This is a genomic window from uncultured Campylobacter sp., from assembly GCF_938030685.1.
Taxonomy (GTDB): domain Bacteria; phylum Campylobacterota; class Campylobacteria; order Campylobacterales; family Campylobacteraceae; genus Campylobacter_B.
This window is the reverse complement of record NZ_CALHHX010000210.1, coordinates 1-15,263: the sequence shown is the minus strand read 5'-3', so window position 1 is coordinate 15,263 and position 15,263 is coordinate 1. Positions and strand designations below refer to the sequence as shown.

At 46.5% G+C, this 15,263-nt stretch carries 12 protein-coding genes, 1 tRNA gene, 2 rRNA genes and 1 pseudogene; 3 read left to right on the top strand and 13 right to left on the bottom strand.

All coding sequences use genetic code 11. The features are described 5' to 3' along the window. From Q0369_RS10135 to nspC, 7 genes are all read right to left on the bottom strand, one after another. Positions 1 to 120: ribosomal RNA gene (locus Q0369_RS10135) — 23S ribosomal RNA — on the bottom strand; the annotation flags it as partial. 643 nt (positions 121 to 763) lie between these two features. Continuing rightward, positions 764 to 839 (bottom strand) — tRNA-Ala (locus tag Q0369_RS10130). 339 nt (positions 840 to 1,178) lie between these two features. Then, positions 1,179 to 2,691, bottom strand: a 16S ribosomal RNA gene (locus Q0369_RS10125). Between the two features lie 562 nt (positions 2,692 to 3,253). Further along, a complete protein-coding gene (gene selD, locus Q0369_RS10120; RefSeq protein ID WP_298099433.1) occupies positions 3,254 to 4,273 on the bottom strand; it encodes a selenide, water dikinase SelD in 1,020 nt (339 codons plus the stop codon). Further along, positions 4,273 to 4,869: a sulfurtransferase-like selenium metabolism protein YedF gene (gene yedF / locus Q0369_RS10115; RefSeq protein ID WP_298099430.1), complete on the bottom strand. Its 597-nt coding sequence runs from the start codon at positions 4,867 to 4,869 to the stop codon at positions 4,273 to 4,275. The genes selD and yedF overlap by 1 nt, the downstream gene beginning before the upstream one ends. An 83-nt stretch (positions 4,870 to 4,952) precedes the next feature. Then, positions 4,953 to 5,912 (bottom strand): formate dehydrogenase subunit gamma, encoded by a 960-nt coding sequence (locus Q0369_RS10110; protein WP_298099428.1) that lies wholly within the window; start codon positions 5,910 to 5,912, stop codon positions 4,953 to 4,955. Between the two features lie 95 nt (positions 5,913 to 6,007). Beyond that, entirely contained in the window at positions 6,008 to 7,165 is a 1,158-nt protein-coding gene (gene nspC, locus Q0369_RS10105; protein WP_298099425.1) for a carboxynorspermidine decarboxylase, read from the bottom strand. A gap of 84 nt (positions 7,166 to 7,249) precedes the next feature. On the opposite strand from nspC, the gene Q0369_RS10100 reads away from it, so the two are divergent. Together Q0369_RS10100 and Q0369_RS10095 are read left to right on the top strand one after the other, a co-directional pair. Beyond that, positions 7,250 to 7,471: a MoaD/ThiS family protein gene (locus Q0369_RS10100; RefSeq protein WP_297923098.1), complete on the top strand. Its 222-nt coding sequence runs from the start codon at positions 7,250 to 7,252 to the stop codon at positions 7,469 to 7,471. A 15-nt stretch (positions 7,472 to 7,486) separates the two neighbouring features. Further along, positions 7,487 to 7,996 (top strand): molybdenum cofactor biosynthesis protein MoaE, encoded by a 510-nt coding sequence (locus Q0369_RS10095; protein ID WP_298099422.1) that lies wholly within the window; start codon positions 7,487 to 7,489, stop codon positions 7,994 to 7,996. Between the two features lie 432 nt (positions 7,997 to 8,428). Here the strand turns inward: Q0369_RS10095 and Q0369_RS10090 are convergent, their stop codons facing one another. From Q0369_RS10090 to Q0369_RS10075, 4 genes are all read right to left on the bottom strand, one after another. Further along, complete coding sequence (locus Q0369_RS10090; protein WP_298099419.1) at positions 8,429 to 10,231, bottom strand: hypothetical protein; 1,803 nt, start codon at positions 10,229 to 10,231, stop codon at positions 8,429 to 8,431. 154 nt (positions 10,232 to 10,385) lie between these two features. After that, entirely contained in the window at positions 10,386 to 11,021 is a 636-nt protein-coding gene (locus Q0369_RS10085) for a protein-L-isoaspartate(D-aspartate) O-methyltransferase (protein WP_297917640.1), read from the bottom strand. Beyond that, the gene (locus tag Q0369_RS10080; protein WP_298099415.1) at positions 11,009 to 11,311 is read right to left on the bottom strand and encodes a hypothetical protein; all 303 of its coding nucleotides are present in this window, start codon (positions 11,309 to 11,311) and stop codon (positions 11,009 to 11,011) included. The genes Q0369_RS10085 and Q0369_RS10080 overlap by 13 nt, the downstream gene beginning before the upstream one ends. Continuing rightward, positions 11,301 to 12,323, bottom strand: a complete 1,023-nt coding sequence (locus Q0369_RS10075) for a ribonucleotide-diphosphate reductase subunit beta (RefSeq protein ID WP_295152816.1) — start codon at positions 12,321 to 12,323, stop codon at positions 11,301 to 11,303. The genes Q0369_RS10080 and Q0369_RS10075 overlap by 11 nt, the downstream gene beginning before the upstream one ends. Positions 12,324 to 12,572: 249 nt before the next feature. Here Q0369_RS10075 and Q0369_RS10070 point away from each other — a divergent pair, with 249 nt between their 5' ends. Beyond that, positions 12,573 to 12,722: a hypothetical protein gene (locus tag Q0369_RS10070; protein ID WP_298099412.1), complete on the top strand. Its 150-nt coding sequence runs from the start codon at positions 12,573 to 12,575 to the stop codon at positions 12,720 to 12,722. Positions 12,723 to 12,772: 50 nt separating this feature from the next. Here Q0369_RS10070 and Q0369_RS10065 read toward each other — a convergent pair whose 3' ends face one another. Further along, positions 12,773 to 13,495 carry an anaerobic ribonucleoside-triphosphate reductase activating protein gene (locus Q0369_RS10065; protein ID WP_298099409.1) on the bottom strand — a complete coding sequence of 241 codons (723 nt, stop codon included), beginning with the start codon at positions 13,493 to 13,495 and terminating at the stop codon, positions 12,773 to 12,775. A 17-nt stretch (positions 13,496 to 13,512) separates the two neighbouring features. Further along, a pseudogene (locus Q0369_RS10060) lies at positions 13,513 to 15,263 on the bottom strand (ribonucleoside triphosphate reductase); the annotation flags it as partial.

The following is a 15,263-nucleotide window of genomic DNA, read 5'->3' as shown; positions in this document are numbered from 1 at the left end:
CATTCAGAAATTCCCGGATCAAAGCCCCTTGACGGCTCCCCGAGACTTATCGCAGTCTGGCACGTCTTTCATCGCCTCTACTAGCCAAGGCATCCACCGTTCGCTCTTAGTAGCTTACCTTTTTTAGTACTTCTCGCAAGAGCAAAGCTCTTGCTCCGACGGGGAGCGCAAGCGCTCCCCCACCTCACCTAAAGCACAGCAACGCTTTCGGCGTTGCCGTAAAATTTCCATTAAAGCAAATTCTAAAGCTTTATTTCGGGTCATAATCGGTAAAGAAGTTATTAGATTTATTTATATATTCTAATTCGCATTACTTCCTTGCTAAAGATAAAACCGATCTAACTAAGCGGTTGATTTACAGATAAGAGCTTTTAAATATGCCCTATCTTTAAAACCGAAGCGTTAAATTTATTCTATAGTATTTGATTAACTCGAATTAAGACGGAAAGAGATCAAACTTATAAAGTAAGTTAAGCTCTATAAGCGTGTATTGATCTTAGCTTTTAGCTTTGGATAACATAAAAAGCTAAAGGCTTGGCATCACTTCGAATAATCAAAGCTTTAACAAGTCCTGTAAAATTGTTTTATTAAAACTTGATTGTGACTTTAACAATGGTACTTTAAAGAACGTTTAGGGTAAACCTAAATAGAAAATTTTAAATTATGGTAGCTTGATCAAATTTGTTAAATTTAATAAATCTTGATCTATTTGAACTAGGCTTGGTTAAAATTCTCTATTTAGATCTACATCGCAAATATCTTATGGTGGAGAATAGCGGGATCGAACCGCTGACCTCCTGCGTGCAAAGCAGGCGCTCTCCCAGCTGAGCTAATTCCCCATCTTCGTTTATCTTTTTCCTTATACCTCGTCAGTTTTTGTAAAAACCTGCGTCAGGTATATATAATACGCTACTTGATTTTTTTAAAACTTCCTCGTCTAAGAAAAAAATCCAAACAGATCTATTTTAAAAATATAAAATAGATTGTATTAAGCAATTAATTCTTACTTCAATATATTAAGGAAAATAGCTTATAAAATACAAGACTAAAATTTTAATCTTGTCCGTCAATCTCTCAAACCTAAACAAGCTCGATTGAGCATGCTTAGAGCTAAGCATATGTTAGCGCTAAGACTTTATGATAGATACCTTGTGAGAGGATATCTATTTGTACTCTAGAAAGGAGGTGATCCAACCGCAGGTTCTCCTACGGTTACCTTGTTACGACTTCACCCCAGTCGCTGATTCCACTGTGGAGGGTAGCGAATTTCGCATTCCCGCTTCGAGTGAAATCAACTCCCATGGTGTGACGGGCGGTGAGTACAAGACCCGGGAACGTATTCACCGTAGCATGGCTGATCTACGATTACTAGCGATTCCGGCTTCATGGAGTCGAGTTGCAGACTCCAATCCGAACTGGGACATATTTTTTAGATTTGCTCCATCTTACGATATTGCGTCTTATTGTATATGCCATTGTAGCACGTGTGTCGCCCCGGACATAAGGGCCATGATGACTTGACGTCGTCCACACCTTCCTCCTCCTTACGAAGGCAGTCTCATTAGAGTGCTCGGCCGAACCGTTAGCAACTAATGACGTGGGTTGCGCTCGTTGCGGGACTTAACCCAACATCTCACGACACGAGCTGACGACAGCCGTGCAGCACCTGTCTTAACATTTCTGCAAGCAGACACTCTTCCATCTCTGGATGATTTGTTAGATATCAAGTCCGGGTAAGGTTCTTCGCGTATCTTCGAATTAAACCACATGCTCCACCGCTTGTGCGGGTCCCCGTCTATTCCTTTGAGTTTTAATCTTGCGACCGTACTCCCCAGGCGGTATACTTAATCCGTTAGGTGGATTACTGCCGTGACTAGCACAGCAACAACCGGTATACATCGTTTAGGGCGTGGACTACCAGGGTATCTAATCCTGTTTGCTCCCCACGCTTTCACGCATTAGCGTCAGTTAAGTTCCAGCAGATCGCCTTCGCAATAGGTATTCTTCTTGATATCTACGGATTTTACCCCTACACCAAGAATTCCATCTGCCTCTCCCTTACTCTAGATTATCAGTTTCCCAAGCAGTTTAACGGTTGAGCCGTTAGATTTCACAAGAGACTTGATAATCCGCCTACGCGTCCTTTACGCCCAGTGATTCCGAGTAACGCTTGCACCCTCCGTATTACCGCGGCTGCTGGCACGGAGTTAGCCGGTGCTTATTCGTTAGGTACCGTCATTATTCTTCCCTAACAAAAGGAGTTTACGCTCCGAAAAGTGTCATCCTCCACGCGGCGTTGCTGCGTCAGGGTTTCCCCCATTGCGCAATATTCCCTACTGCTGCCTCCCGTAGGAGTTTGGACCGTGTCTCAGTTCCAATGTGACTGATCATCCTCTCAGACCAGTTACGCGTCATAGCCTCGGTAGGCCGTTACCCCACCGACTAGCTGATACGATATAGTCTCATCCCTTGCCGAAATTCTTTCCCGATTTATCTTATGGTAAAAAGGAGTATGGAGTATTAGCAGTCATTTCTAACTGTTGTCCTCCAGCAAGGGGCAGATTAGCTATATATTACTCACCCGTGCGCCACTAAATTTAAAAGAGCAAGCTCTTTTAAATTCCGTTCGACTTGCATGTATTAGGCACGCCGCCAGCGTTCACTCTGAGCCAGGATCAAACTCTCCATATTTATACTTCTCGCAACGGCAAAGCCGTTACTGCGAGCGGGAGCTTTCGCTCCCTGCACCCACCTAAAGTTATAAAGATTTGCAAAAGAACAAGTTTTTCGCAAATCATAAATTTCTAAGGATAGCATTGAAAATCAAAGCTTGGCTACGATCTTATTCTGCGTCTTAAATTTAATCTATGATTTAAACTCTTTATACTTAATACAGGTAGATACGATTATGAAGTTTTTAATCTAAAAACTTTATGTTTTTGTAACATTGTTTTTATGGATTAGGTTTAGTTAAAGCTAGATGCTAATTAGATATTCGTTACAGGTGTAAAAAATAATCTAAATTCGATCCGGCGATCTAAATCTTAATCCATAGGCTCAATCGATCACTTGTTTAGATTTCAAAGATTGACTAAAGATATTTGTTTTTAACAGTTAAAATTTTAAAAAACGCGTTCGCTAAAAGGCTAAAACTACTAGGACTTAAGAGTTAAGGAAGCAGGTTCGGCTCGGTGCGAAACAGAATTGTGATTATACAAGAGCGATGCTTAAAGGGGGCTGAATAAAAAAGATTTTAAACTAAATAAATTTTATGTTCGGAGTGCCCTACTACTTCGCCGACGATAGCGCTACTAGCGTAGCCTGCGTTTTTTAAATTTACAAGCGCTCGCGCCGCGTCCTTTTCCGCTACGGCAAGCAGAAGTCCGCCGCTGGTTTGTGCGTCGCAAAGCATTATGTCCGGCTCGGAATCGACGCCAGGCGCGATAAATTTTAAATTCTTATAGCTTCCGGCGGGGATCAGCCCCTCATCAAGGCATCTGAGAGCGCTTTTTAGAAGCGGAATTTTGCTAGGATAAATTTTAAAGCTCACGCTCTCATTGATCATTTCAAGCGCGTGTCCAAGCAGTCCAAAGCCCGTCACGTCCGTTGCAGCGTGTATTTTTAAGCCTGCTAGCGCGCCCACGGCATAAAAATTTAGCAAAATCATGCTCTCTATCGCGTCGCGAAATTCTTCAAATTTAAGAAATTTTGCCTTAATAGCCGTAGCAATAATGCCCGTACCGAGGGGCTTTGTTAGGATCAGCAGGTCGCCTTCTCGCGCTGTATTATTACTCCAAAATTTGCGCGGGTTCACGCGCCCAGTGACGCTAAGCCCATAATAAATTTCGGAAGTAGAGATGGTGTGTCCGCCTACCAAGGCCCCTCCGCACTCTTTGATCTTGTCTTTACCGCCGCGCAGAATTTCGCGTAAAATTTCGTTTGAGAAATGACAATCGTCAAAACCCACGATATTTAGGGCATTTATCACTTCGCCGCCCATCGCAAATACGTCGCTTAGGGAGTTTGCCGCCGCGATCTGCCCGAAAATAAACGGATCGTCCACCAAGGGGGTGATAAAATCGAGTGTCTGCACGAGCGCAAGATCGTCGCTTATGCGAAATACGCTTGCATCTTCGTTGCTGCAGATTGACGAAAGCAGGTTTGCATTAGGCTCGATTAAATTTCCAAGATTTTCGGTTAGACCCGCCGGGTCAAGCTTGGCGGCTCAACCGGCGGCTGCAATAAATTTCGTGAGGTTAAAATCTCTATAGATCATAGTTTAATTACTTCGTATTTTGATAGGACATCCATGATTTCGTATGCGTTTGAAATCTCGCCGATCGCGAGCTTATCGACCAGTTTATAGCCCTCTAGACAGCTTCCGCAGCTTAAAATTTCAGCTCCCGCTTCGTTTAGCTTTTTGATCGCCTCAAAGCATTCGTGACCGCGGTTGGTGGTTATGTGCACAGCGTTGTTTACACAGATGACCTTTACGGGTTTTTCGTCTAGATTTATCGCCGCGCCTAAAAATTTAGCAAGCAGACTCTTTCCGATCGGACCGCTTCCGCACTGCTCCTCGCTTAGGAATATCACCTTGCCTCTTTTTGGCGCCGTGACGTCACAATAAATATCGTCGATATTTGCATCTTTCAGCTCGTCCGTTTTTACGGTTTTTATGAGAGTGTCGGCGCCCGCTTGTGAAATTTGCGCCTCAAAGCCGTTTTTAGTCAAAAAGCGCTTTATATTTTCGCGTGGCGCTACATCGTTTACTAAAATTTCTAAACTCTCTGCGATTTTTAGCTCACCGAGGGCTTTTTTGGTGCGCAAAAGCGGCTCCGGGCAATTTAAATTGCGACAATCTAGTTGCATATGTAATCCTTAAAATAAAATTCTTTGAACCTCAAAGCTAATGCGAGCCGCATGCAAGCGGACCCGCATAAAATTTACCCAAATTATAAGCGCGGGTATTTCGCCTCAAATTGTGATTTGGCGATCTGCCCCTTATCCAACAGCTCGCGATACCAATAGTGGTGAAGTACGTAAACTTCCTCCTCCGGCTTGTGTCCGTCGATCATCGAGTGGATGGCACCGCTGATCGCAAAGACCGCCATATAGATATGCACAAGCAAAAATACCGCGCAGATCGCGCCCAAAAAATTATGAATAATCGCGCTTGCTCTTAAAATTTCGATCTGACTCATACCTAGCGCACTTCTCATCGCCGGGATATCGTAGTCTAGGAAAAACATTGACGCACCCGTCGCTATCATCACTATACCGCCTAAAGTCGCGACCCAAAACCACGCCTTTTGGCCGGCGTTAAATTTACCCGCAGGGATCGCGCGCTTCTTTTTGCTTAAATAGCCGCCCACGATCATCATCCATCTGATATCGTAAGCTCGCGGTAGCATACGCCAAAACCATGTCACTAGCATAGGCACAACGGCAATCGCAAACGCTATCGTAGCCAGTCCGTGAGCGTTTTTACAAAATCTCACGAAAGCACCGCCGCCGAATTCCTCGCCAAACATCATAATTAAGCCTGTCGGAACCAAGATCGCCCATGCCACGGCCGCTACAAGATGGTATAGTCGCTCAAATTTATTAAATGCATAGATCGGCTTGCCCGCGTGATGATCGAAGTGCTTCGGCCCTATGATCGCGTAGTGCCCAATAAAAGCTATGATTACGCCCAAAACCGCACCCAGCGCCAGCCACGCAAAAAAGCCCGAGCTTTGCAGATGTCCTTGAAATTGCAGAAAAATCGGACCGAAGCCATTGCCGTAGCTATCGATGTTTTCAAGCCTTGCATTGCCCCAAACATCGCTATTTCCCTGCACAATGTCGGCGTATTTTTTCTCTTCGGCCTGTGCATAAATACAGGCGAAAAGCGCGAGAAACAATTTTTTCATGGATTTCCTTAGATATAAAATTTAAGCCGATTATATCATTTTTTGCAAAAAATTTTCTTACAAAGCAAAATTACATTTTTGCATTAAGCGCGGCGCTAGTTTCGCCTCGCGTACTCATCGTAGCCGAATTTTTTGATTGCCAAAACCTCTCCGCGCTCGTCCGCCAGAACAAGATCGGGCAGCTTGATGCCGTTAAAGGTCGTGTTTTTCACGATCGTGTAGTGGATCTGATCCTCGAAAATCACCCGATCGCCGATGTTTAGCGGCGCGTCAAATTTATACTCGGGCTGTCCGCTCTCAAGCCCCACGACGTCGCCTGCGAGGCAGGTATTTCCGCCGAAACGATAGCTAAATTTACCGCTCTTACTCTCGCCGCGCACCGCAGGACGATACGGCATCAGCACGGTATCGGGCATGTGTGCTTCAGAAGAGGCATCTAAAATAGCGATTTTAGCGCCGTTATCTACGATATCAAGCACGCTAGTGACCAAATACCCGCACTCCCAGCCGACCGCCTCGCCGGGCTCAAGATAAATTTCGACCTCGTATTTTTCGCGAAATTTTTTGATCAGCTCTATCAGTAGCTCCACATCGTAGCCTGCGCGCGTGATATGATGCCCGCCGCCGAAGTTTAGCCACTTTAGGCCGTCAAAATACTTGCCGAATTTCGCCTCGAAAACCGCAAGTACCCGCTCTAGGCTCGCAGCGCTCTCTTCGCACAGCGCGTGAAAATGTAGCCCCGAGATGCCGCGCAAAAAATCGCCGTCTTGCAAGATCGCCCGCTGCAGCGCTTCAAGGCTCATCCCGAGCCTGCTAAAGCTGCCGCACGGATTGTAAGCGTCTTTGGGCGCGAAGGAGGTCTGAGGATTTAGCCGCAAGCCGCACGATGCTCCCGCAGCGAGCGCTTTTGCGCGGTATTTTTGCCACTGCGCGGCGCTATTGAACACGACGTGATTTGAAATTTTTAAAATTTCGTCCAAATCATCCTCTTTGAACGCGGGCGAGTATGTGTGGATTTCGCCGTTTTTAATAAACTCTGCGGCAAATTTCGCCTCGTACAGGCCGCTGCAAGTCGCACCCCAGAGGTATCTGTCAACGTAAGGCATCGCGAAGCTAAACGCAAAGCCTTTTAGCGCGCATAGAATTTTTGCGCCGCTTCGCTCGCCTACGCCGCGTAAAATTTCTAAATTTTTTACCAGTTTTTGCTCCTCGCATACGTAAGCGGGGGTCGAAATTTCATCGATTTTCATCATTTTTCCTCATTAAATTTTTACGCAATTATATAAAATTTTATGAATTTTTGGTTAAAATCGCCCAATCTTTAAAAAAGGACAAAAATGGTAGAGGTAGAATTTTTAGGGCCGATCGGGCGCGAGCCCCTGCGCCTAAACGCAAACTCCTTGCAAGAGGTAAAAGCGGAGCTGCAAAAGGATGAAGGCTTGCGAGAGTGGCTCTCAAACTGCGCTGTAGCGGTAAATGATAAGATGGTTTATGATGCAAATTTCGCGCTCAAATCCGGCGATCGCGTAAGCCTTCTGCCTCCCGTTTGCGGCGGCTAAGCTTAGGAGGCGGCGATGAGCGAGGCTAAATTTAACCAAGAAATTTTAAGCGGGACTAAGCCCGAAATTTATGAGGGTGGCTTGGACGTAGATGCGATTTTATCGCGCTGGTACGCTAAATTTAAAGACGCAAATTGCGGCGCGTTCATCACCTTCGTAGGTATCGTGCGCGAAGAGGGCGGCATCTGCGCGCTGAGCTTCGATATATACGAGCCGATTTTGCGGACGTGGTTTGAAGCGTGGCAGCAAAAGGCCGCAGCACAGGGCGCATTCGTGCTTTTTGCACATGCAAACGGGGATGTGCCGATCCACGAAAGCTCCTACGTCGCAGGCGTCGTAAGCCCGCAGCGCAAGGTCGCTCTGGCGCTAATAAACGAGTTTGTGGAGGATTTCAAGGCGGCCGCACCGATCTGGAAATACGACGTAAAGGGCGGCAAAATCGAGGGCGGCAAAGTAGTAGGCGGGAATAGGTTCTACGCGGCGGATCGCTCGCAGAAAATAAAAGGCGCAGGGCTTTTGGGCTAAATTTAAAAGCATGCGCTATTTTAGCCCCACAGGTTTGCTTCAATTCAATTAAATTTAATCAAAACCGCTATTGCGCCGACAAGCAAAATTACGTGTAGAAAATACTGCAGAATTTCAAAATAAAGATTTTGTGTAAATTTAGCGGCTGAGGCTAAATTCAAAGATCAAAATTTCAATCCAACTCCGTGCTCGCGCTCCGATAAGCATGGCAAGCGAGAACTAAAATTCAAGTCTAAATTTATATCAATTTAATAGATCGGCATTGCTACGGCATTTGATAAATAGAGCAGCAGCACGATGTCGCAAACATTTCAGGATTAAAACAAAATTTAAACCCAATTTCGCGCGGCGTATCCGTGAGCACAAATGAAACGCAGTGCTATGAAATTTTAAAATTTCATTGCAAATATAGGCATTCCTGCTAAGCGGCGGCTAAAATTTAAACACGCTTCTAGCTTCAGCGATGCACTCGCTAAGGCTTGCGGCGGTATCTTCGCCACTCGCTGCGCACCTAAAGATCGGCTCAAGCACCTCGGCAAAAAAGCCGTTTAGCCCCTCCTGCATGATCTGTGCGTTGTTTTGATAGCGCGCTAATCCCATAAATACGCCGTGTCCAATCGCGCCGAGACCGCTTGCCTCATCGGCGATAAACTTATTCAGAGCCTTGCAAACCGCAACGACCGCGCTTGCATTTACGATCTCGCGATCTCTTAAATAATCCTCAAGCGCGCCGTAATCGCACTCGCATCTGATCCATCTAAACGCCTTTGCAATCGACGGCGAAACGCATTTGTGCCCACTTAGAGTGCATAGGACGTATAAATTTTTAGGCACCGCAAAATATGAGCGGCCGTCCTTTAAAACGACGCTGGCGCGCGCTTTCTCGCCCTCTTCAAAGCCGTCGATTACATGGGAGTTTTTCGTGCGGATCAGCGAAAGCTCATCTTCCTCGTCGTAGCGGCGATCCAAAAGTACCGCCGCCTCGCCAAAAATTTTATCCAAGCTCGAAGCACTTGCATTGTCGATCAGAAAATAATACTCGCCCTTCGGATCGTTTAGCGCCTCTTTGCACAGCGCCTTAAACTCGCCGCTAATGAAGCTTTCGCCGTAAAATCCGTCGATGAAATCACGATATTCAAAGCCTTCGTGTAGGCAAACGTAGCGGAAATTTTTTGTCGCAAGCTTCTTTTCGGTGATCAAAGATCGTAATCTGCGAGTTTTGCCCGTGCCGATCGCGCCGTAAAATATCGTATTTTTTGCGACCTCTTCGCTTTTGTAGTTTTTGACGTATTCGAAAAACAGCGAGGAGTACACGATCCTAGCCGCACCCACGACGTCCTGCGGATACGGGGTAAATTCCGCGATAAATCGCGAACTTACTTCGTAAAATTCTTCAAAAATTTCAACCTTTTCGTCGTAGAGCAAGGATAAAATTTGCGCGGTTTCATCGCGATAAATGAGAGTCGGAAACTCATCGTTGCACTGCGCAAATATGCTGGCTAGCAGATAGAGCTTCTCGCGCGAAATTTGCGCGAAATCGCCGTCCTCGGCAAGCCCTAAATTTAGCATTCCGTCGTCGCTTAGGTAGCTGTCGATCAGATAGAAATTATCGGCATTTATCGCGGATTTTAAAAATTCCATCAGCACGAAGGGCTGATTATGCAGCGCGACGTCGAAAAAATCGATCGCCAAAGCGCTATCCACCGCCGTAAGAAGCCTGTAAAGCTCATCGTAGAAATTGACTAGCTTTTGTTTAAAAATATCGCGAGCGGTGCGCTCCTGCGAATAGCTATTGAAATTTTTGATGATGTTTTCGATAAAAACATAAAGCGAGACGATGTTTTTATCCTCGCCGCTAAGCACGCTATCTACGCTTTTTACGGCATTTTTAGGAAAGAGCTCCTTTTTGCCGACGATGCGGTCTTTGAAAGCGAAATCATAATAAAACGCACTGATATTGGAATCAAAAAACTGATCCATAAAGAAATACTCGGCGTGCGCGAACTTCTCGCCCAAAGATAAAATTTTACAACTTCTAAGATTGCCGTCGCTGAGATTTATATATAAAGTTTGCAAAAACTCGTTCTCGGTCTCATCAAAGCTCGCCAGGCAGCGCTTGATCTCGCCTAAATACTTTGATATCGCGGTTTGTTTTTTGAGCCAGAATTGGTTTTTGTTGTGATTTTTCCAGCTGACAACCAGCGACTCTATCTTTTCCTTGCTAAAATCTTGCATGACTCATCCTTGTAAGATTAAAATTGCATATTGTACTTGAATTTAAATAAATAATTAATAAAACTCTGATTTCGCAGCGGAGCGCAAAAGCAAATTTTATTAAATTTACGCGCCCGCGGCGGTAGGAAATTTTAAAATTTACTGCGTGCTAGATCTATCCGCGACCCTGCACCAGCGGGACGAATTCGCAGGCGCCGAGTTCCTCTTCCTTGATCTCGCTCGGCGAAATTTTATTAAATCTAACGATCTTTTGCGAGCCGCCCCTATTCATCGGAGCGACCAAAATCCCGCCGATTGCCAGCTGCGCAAACAGCCGCTCGTCGATCCGCTCGGCGCATGCGGAGAGCAAGATCCTATCAAAAGGGGCAAAATTTTTCCACCCGGCATTTCCGTCGTCGTGACGCAAGCTGATGTTTGAAATCCCGAGATTTGCAAAGTGCCTTTTAGCCTCGCCCACCAGCCGCTCGACGCGCTCGACGGCAAAGACGCGGTGAACCATCCTACTTAAAATCGCCGCTTGATAGCCGCTGCCGCAGCCGATCTCTAAAATTTTCTCGACCTTCGGATCTACGCTTAGCGCCATCGTCATGCGCGCGACCGTCAGCGGTGAGCTGATCCACTGGCTAGCCAAAATGGGTTGCGCGTTAAGGCTGAAAGCGTGCGCGCCAAGCGGGGCGAACTCGCTTCTAGCGACGCTGCAAAACGCCTCAAAAAGCGCAGGATTTAAGCTAACCTGCTCGGCGATGTCGTTCGCCATCTTTTCGCAGCGAAGCCGCTCTAGCGAAACCATAGCGCACTCCCGCCCGACCAGACATTAAATTTAAAGCCGCAAAAGCTTTCGCCTCGTCTAAATTCCAAGCCGCTAAAATTTTTAAAAATTCCCGAAAGTCCACTCCGCGCCAAAAGAGCATGAGCTGCGTTTTTTAAATACATAGCGCGGCTAAATTTTAAAAATTTTGCAGGTAATATGGCTTCTGCACTTATCGCGCATCCAAACCACGCCGAACAAGTATCTGCAAAGTATCCGTGCCGCAATGCGGCAGAGCAAAATTTCAAACCGTAAAATCCGCTAAAAATCATCGAAACTCAAGCTTCCTTTGCTGTAGTTCGTGACCTTGCTCTCGAAAAAGTTGCTCTTTTGATCATTAAATTTAGAAAAATCATCGACCCATTTTATCGGATGTTTCGCGCCGTATCGCTTCTCAAGTCCGATGGCAAGCAGGCGCTGATCGACCAGATAGTGGATGTATTCTTCGATGATGTCGTCCGTAAAGCCCATGATTTGATTATCCGTGATGTATTTGCCCCAATCGATCTCTAAGTTTCCCGCCGTCTCGAACATTTCGTAAATTTTATCCACGTTGCGTTTATTAAACAGATCGGCGCGCTCCTTGCGGACGGAATTTATCATGTTTTGAAAAAGCAGAAGATGTGTGATCTCGTCGCGCTGTATGAAGCGGATCATCTGCGCGCTGCCTAGCATCTTGCCCGCACGCGCTAGCGCATAGATCGACGTAAAGCCACTGTAGAAGTAGATGCCTTCTAAAATTTGATTCGCCACCATCGCTAGCAGCAGCTTATCGTCGCTAACCTCGCCCGCAAGCTCCTCATAGACGCTTGAGATGTAGTCGTTTTTCCTGCGGAGCATATCGTCGTGCTTCTCCATCTCGTAAATGAGATCGGTGTTTTCACAGATCGCCTCGACCATGACGGCGTAGGATTTGCTGTGGTTGGCCTCCTCGTAGGCTTGGCGCGCGAGCACGGCGTTGATCTCCGGAGCCGTGATGTAGGGGTTGATATTATCGGCGAGATTGTTGGTCTGAAAGCTATCCATTGATATCAGCTGGCTCCACACGAGATCGTACATCCGCTTCTCGGCGCTTGTGAGATTGAAGTTATAATCGCGCACGTCGTCGGTGGTATCGACCTCTTTGGGAAACCAGGTGTTGGCCTCCATCAGATCCCAAAGCTTCAGCGCCCATTGATATTTCGCTTTGGTAAAATTTAAAATACCCTGCGGATTGCCGCCGAAGATCTTGCGATCGGTAAGGGTCTCGTCGGAGAAGGGATTGTAGATTTTTTTCCTATCCATTTTTTGCCTTTTTAAAAATTTAGGGCGTATTGTAACGAAAAAAATCTTATCGAAGGCTTTGCGGGCAAAATTTAAAGGCGTGAAATTTCACCCGTAAAAATTTGCGCGGAATTTTATAAGACGCACACAGCTCGGCAGGAGCACATGGCGGAATTTTGCGACCGAGCGAGCAAAAGCTAAATTTTATACCGGCTGTATACTTGGAGCTTTGAAATGAAATTTTACGGCGAAGCTTTGGGGTAAAATTTTATGATGGAAGAATTTTATGATGAAATTTTAAAGGCATGCGGTGCGATTCCATCTATTTACTTTTCGCCAATGCCTGCAGTAAGCACCATTGCGGCAAACGACGAGGTAAAAATTTATCACGGCTCAATGCACACGGACAATGCGCGCTAGATAAAATTTCATCGCGCTCATCGCGGCAAGACGCTCGTGGCGGCGCAAATTTAATCAAAATTTCGAAGTTTTATCTTTAGATCGGTGCGGATTTTGCTTGGATCAAAGCCCGCAAGCGGCGCGTTTAAATTACCGAAATTATCGCCGGTGGGTAGAAAGTTTTGCAGATAATAGACGCCGCGATAACCCTCGCTGTATAGAATTTGCGCCATCTGCTCGATCTTTGCTTCGTTTAAAAAATCGGCATGCACGGTCGTACGCACCTCAAATTTAAAATTTTGCCGCAGCAAAAGCCTAAGAGTTTGCAGAAATTTATCGTATAAGCTTGACTTCGTGATGAGCTCAAAATCCTGCCGCGGCGCCTTAAAATCAAGCGCGATATAATCGATCAGCCCTAGGCTTAGCGCCTCTTCGATCTTTTTCGGATTTGAGCCGTTGGTATCTACTTTGAGCAAAAAGCCGCGCTGCTTAACTTCGTGGGCCAGCGGGATAAAATCGCTCGCACAGGTGCATTCGCCGCCGCTAAATACGATGCCCTGAAGCTTGCCCGCGCGCGCATCCAAAAAGCGCAGAAACTCTTCGTTTGAAATTTTACCCCGTGAAGTAACGATTTGAGGGTTATAGCAGTATATGCAGCGCATATTGCAGCCGCAAAACCACGCGATCGCGGCGATGTGATCAGGAAAATCAAGCATCGTAAACGGCGTGATCTCGTAAATCTGCGCGTTACGCAGATTTAAGGCTTGCGGCGGCTTCGTATGCGTTTGTTGCATTTGGCCGGTAGCGGCGACTAGGCTATTTGTTTTTTGTCTTTTTTCTCTTCAAAAAAGACGCGCTCTTTGTGTTCGCCCTTCTTTCCGATATTAAAGCTCTCTACTGGGCGCAAATAGCCCATCACTCTTGTGTAAACGACGCATTTTGTGCGTTTTGCTTCTAACTCTTTTGGAAATTCCATTCTCCATCCTTTCATTAAGATTAAAATTTAAATCGCTATTTAGGCGCCCTTGCTCTGCTTGGCTTTGTATTCCGCCAGCAGCTCCTCATCGCATTTCGGGCAGTATTCATGCTCGCCGCTGATGTAGCCGTGCTTATGGCAGACGCTGAAAATCGGCGTAATCGTGATATAAGGAAGCTTGTAGTTTTGCACTACGCTTTTTACGAGCTGTTTGCACGCCTGAGCCGAGCTGATGCGCTCCTTCATATACAGATGCAGCACCGTGCCGCCGGTATAGGAGCTTTGCAGCTCGTCCTGCATCGCCAGCGCCTCAAATGGATCGCTTCCAAAATTTGCCGGAAGCTGCGTAGAGTTGGTGTAGTATATGTTTTTATCAAATCCTGCTTGGATGATATCTGCGTAGCGCTTCTTGTCCTCTTTAGCGAAGCGATACGTCGTACCCTCTGCAGGCGTAGCTTCGAGATTGTATAGATTGCCAGTCTGTTCCTGAAACGAGCGGATCTTCTCGCGCAGATACTCAACCATTTTAAGGGCAAATTTACGCCCGAATTCCGTCGTAATATCCTCTTTATTTCCACTAAAATTTCGGATCATCTCGTTTGCACCGTTGATACCGATAGTGCTGAAATGGTTGTTAAAGCCTGGCAGATAGCGCTTCGTATATGGATACAAGCCGCGCTCGAACATCTCGGTAACGAATTTTCGCTTCTTTTCAAGCGTCGATTTAGCAAGCTCCAAAAGCTCATCCAGCCTCGCATACAGCGCCTCTTCGTTATTTTTATACAGATAGCCTAGGCGGGCTAAATTTATCGTTACGACGCCGATGCTTCCCGTCATCTCCGCGCTTCCGAAAAGTCCTCCACCGCGCTTAAGAAGCTCGCGCAGATCAAGCTGCAAGCGGCAGCACATCGAGCGTACGGCGCCAGGTTTATACGCCTTTGGATTGGGTACGCGCTCGCCCTTTTCGTTCGTGATATATTGCGAGCCGATAAAATTTTGAAAATAGCTAGAGCCTACTTTGGCGGTGTTTTCGAATACCGCGTCGGCCGCAGGAGTATCCCAATCAAACTCCTCCGTTAAATTTACCGTAGGAATCGGGAAGGTAAAGGGCTGGCCGCACTTATCGCCCGTCGTTAAAACCTCGTAAAACGCGATCACAATGCGGTTCATCTCAGGCTCGAAATCGCCGTAAGTCATCGCCTCAAGCGAGCCCTTGCCGCGCCTTTTAGCCTCGGCCAAAAGCTCCTCGTCGCGTAAATTTTTAAATAGATGCTCGTTGTTATGCGTAGGGATCTGCGTTTTTAGATCATCCGGGCAGGTCATATCGATCGTGACGTTGGTAAACGGGCTCTGCCCCCAACGCGCTGGGACGTTTAGGTTAAACACGAAGCTCGTGATCGCCTTTTTGACCTCATCGTCGCTTAATTTATCGCGGAAAACGTATGGCGCCAGATAGGTGTCAAAGCTGCTAAACGCCTGTGCGCCCGCCCATTCGCTTTGTAAAATTCCAAGGAAATTTGCCATCTGATATAGCGCTTCGCGGAAATGCTTCGGCGCCTTGCTCTCGACCCTGCCGCGCACGCCGT

Excerpts from the sequence above, each read along its gene's own strand:
- nspC (WP_298099425.1), bottom strand. The coding sequence starts at position 7,165 with ATGATGAAAATCGATGAAATTTCGACCCCCGCTTACGTATGCGAGGAG.
- yedF (WP_298099430.1), bottom strand. The coding sequence starts at position 4,869 with ATGCAACTAGATTGTCGCAATTTAAATTGCCCGGAGCCGCTTTTGCGC.
- Q0369_RS10090 (WP_298099419.1), bottom strand. The coding sequence starts at position 10,231 with ATGCAAGATTTTAGCAAGGAAAAGATAGAGTCGCTGGTTGTCAGCTGG.
- Q0369_RS10070 (WP_298099412.1), top strand. The coding sequence starts at position 12,573 with ATGATGGAAGAATTTTATGATGAAATTTTAAAGGCATGCGGTGCGATT.
- Q0369_RS10110 (WP_298099428.1), bottom strand. The coding sequence starts at position 5,912 with ATGAAAAAATTGTTTCTCGCGCTTTTCGCCTGTATTTATGCACAGGCC.
- Q0369_RS10075 (WP_295152816.1), bottom strand. The coding sequence starts at position 12,323 with ATGGATAGGAAAAAAATCTACAATCCCTTCTCCGACGAGACCCTTACC.
- Q0369_RS10065 (WP_298099409.1), bottom strand. The coding sequence starts at position 13,495 with ATGCAACAAACGCATACGAAGCCGCCGCAAGCCTTAAATCTGCGTAAC.
- Q0369_RS10100 (WP_297923098.1), top strand. The coding sequence starts at position 7,250 with ATGGTAGAGGTAGAATTTTTAGGGCCGATCGGGCGCGAGCCCCTGCGC.
- Q0369_RS10085 (WP_297917640.1), bottom strand. The coding sequence starts at position 11,021 with ATGGTTTCGCTAGAGCGGCTTCGCTGCGAAAAGATGGCGAACGACATC.
- Q0369_RS10080 (WP_298099415.1), bottom strand. The coding sequence starts at position 11,311 with ATGATTTTTAGCGGATTTTACGGTTTGAAATTTTGCTCTGCCGCATTG.
- Q0369_RS10095 (WP_298099422.1), top strand. The coding sequence starts at position 7,487 with ATGAGCGAGGCTAAATTTAACCAAGAAATTTTAAGCGGGACTAAGCCC.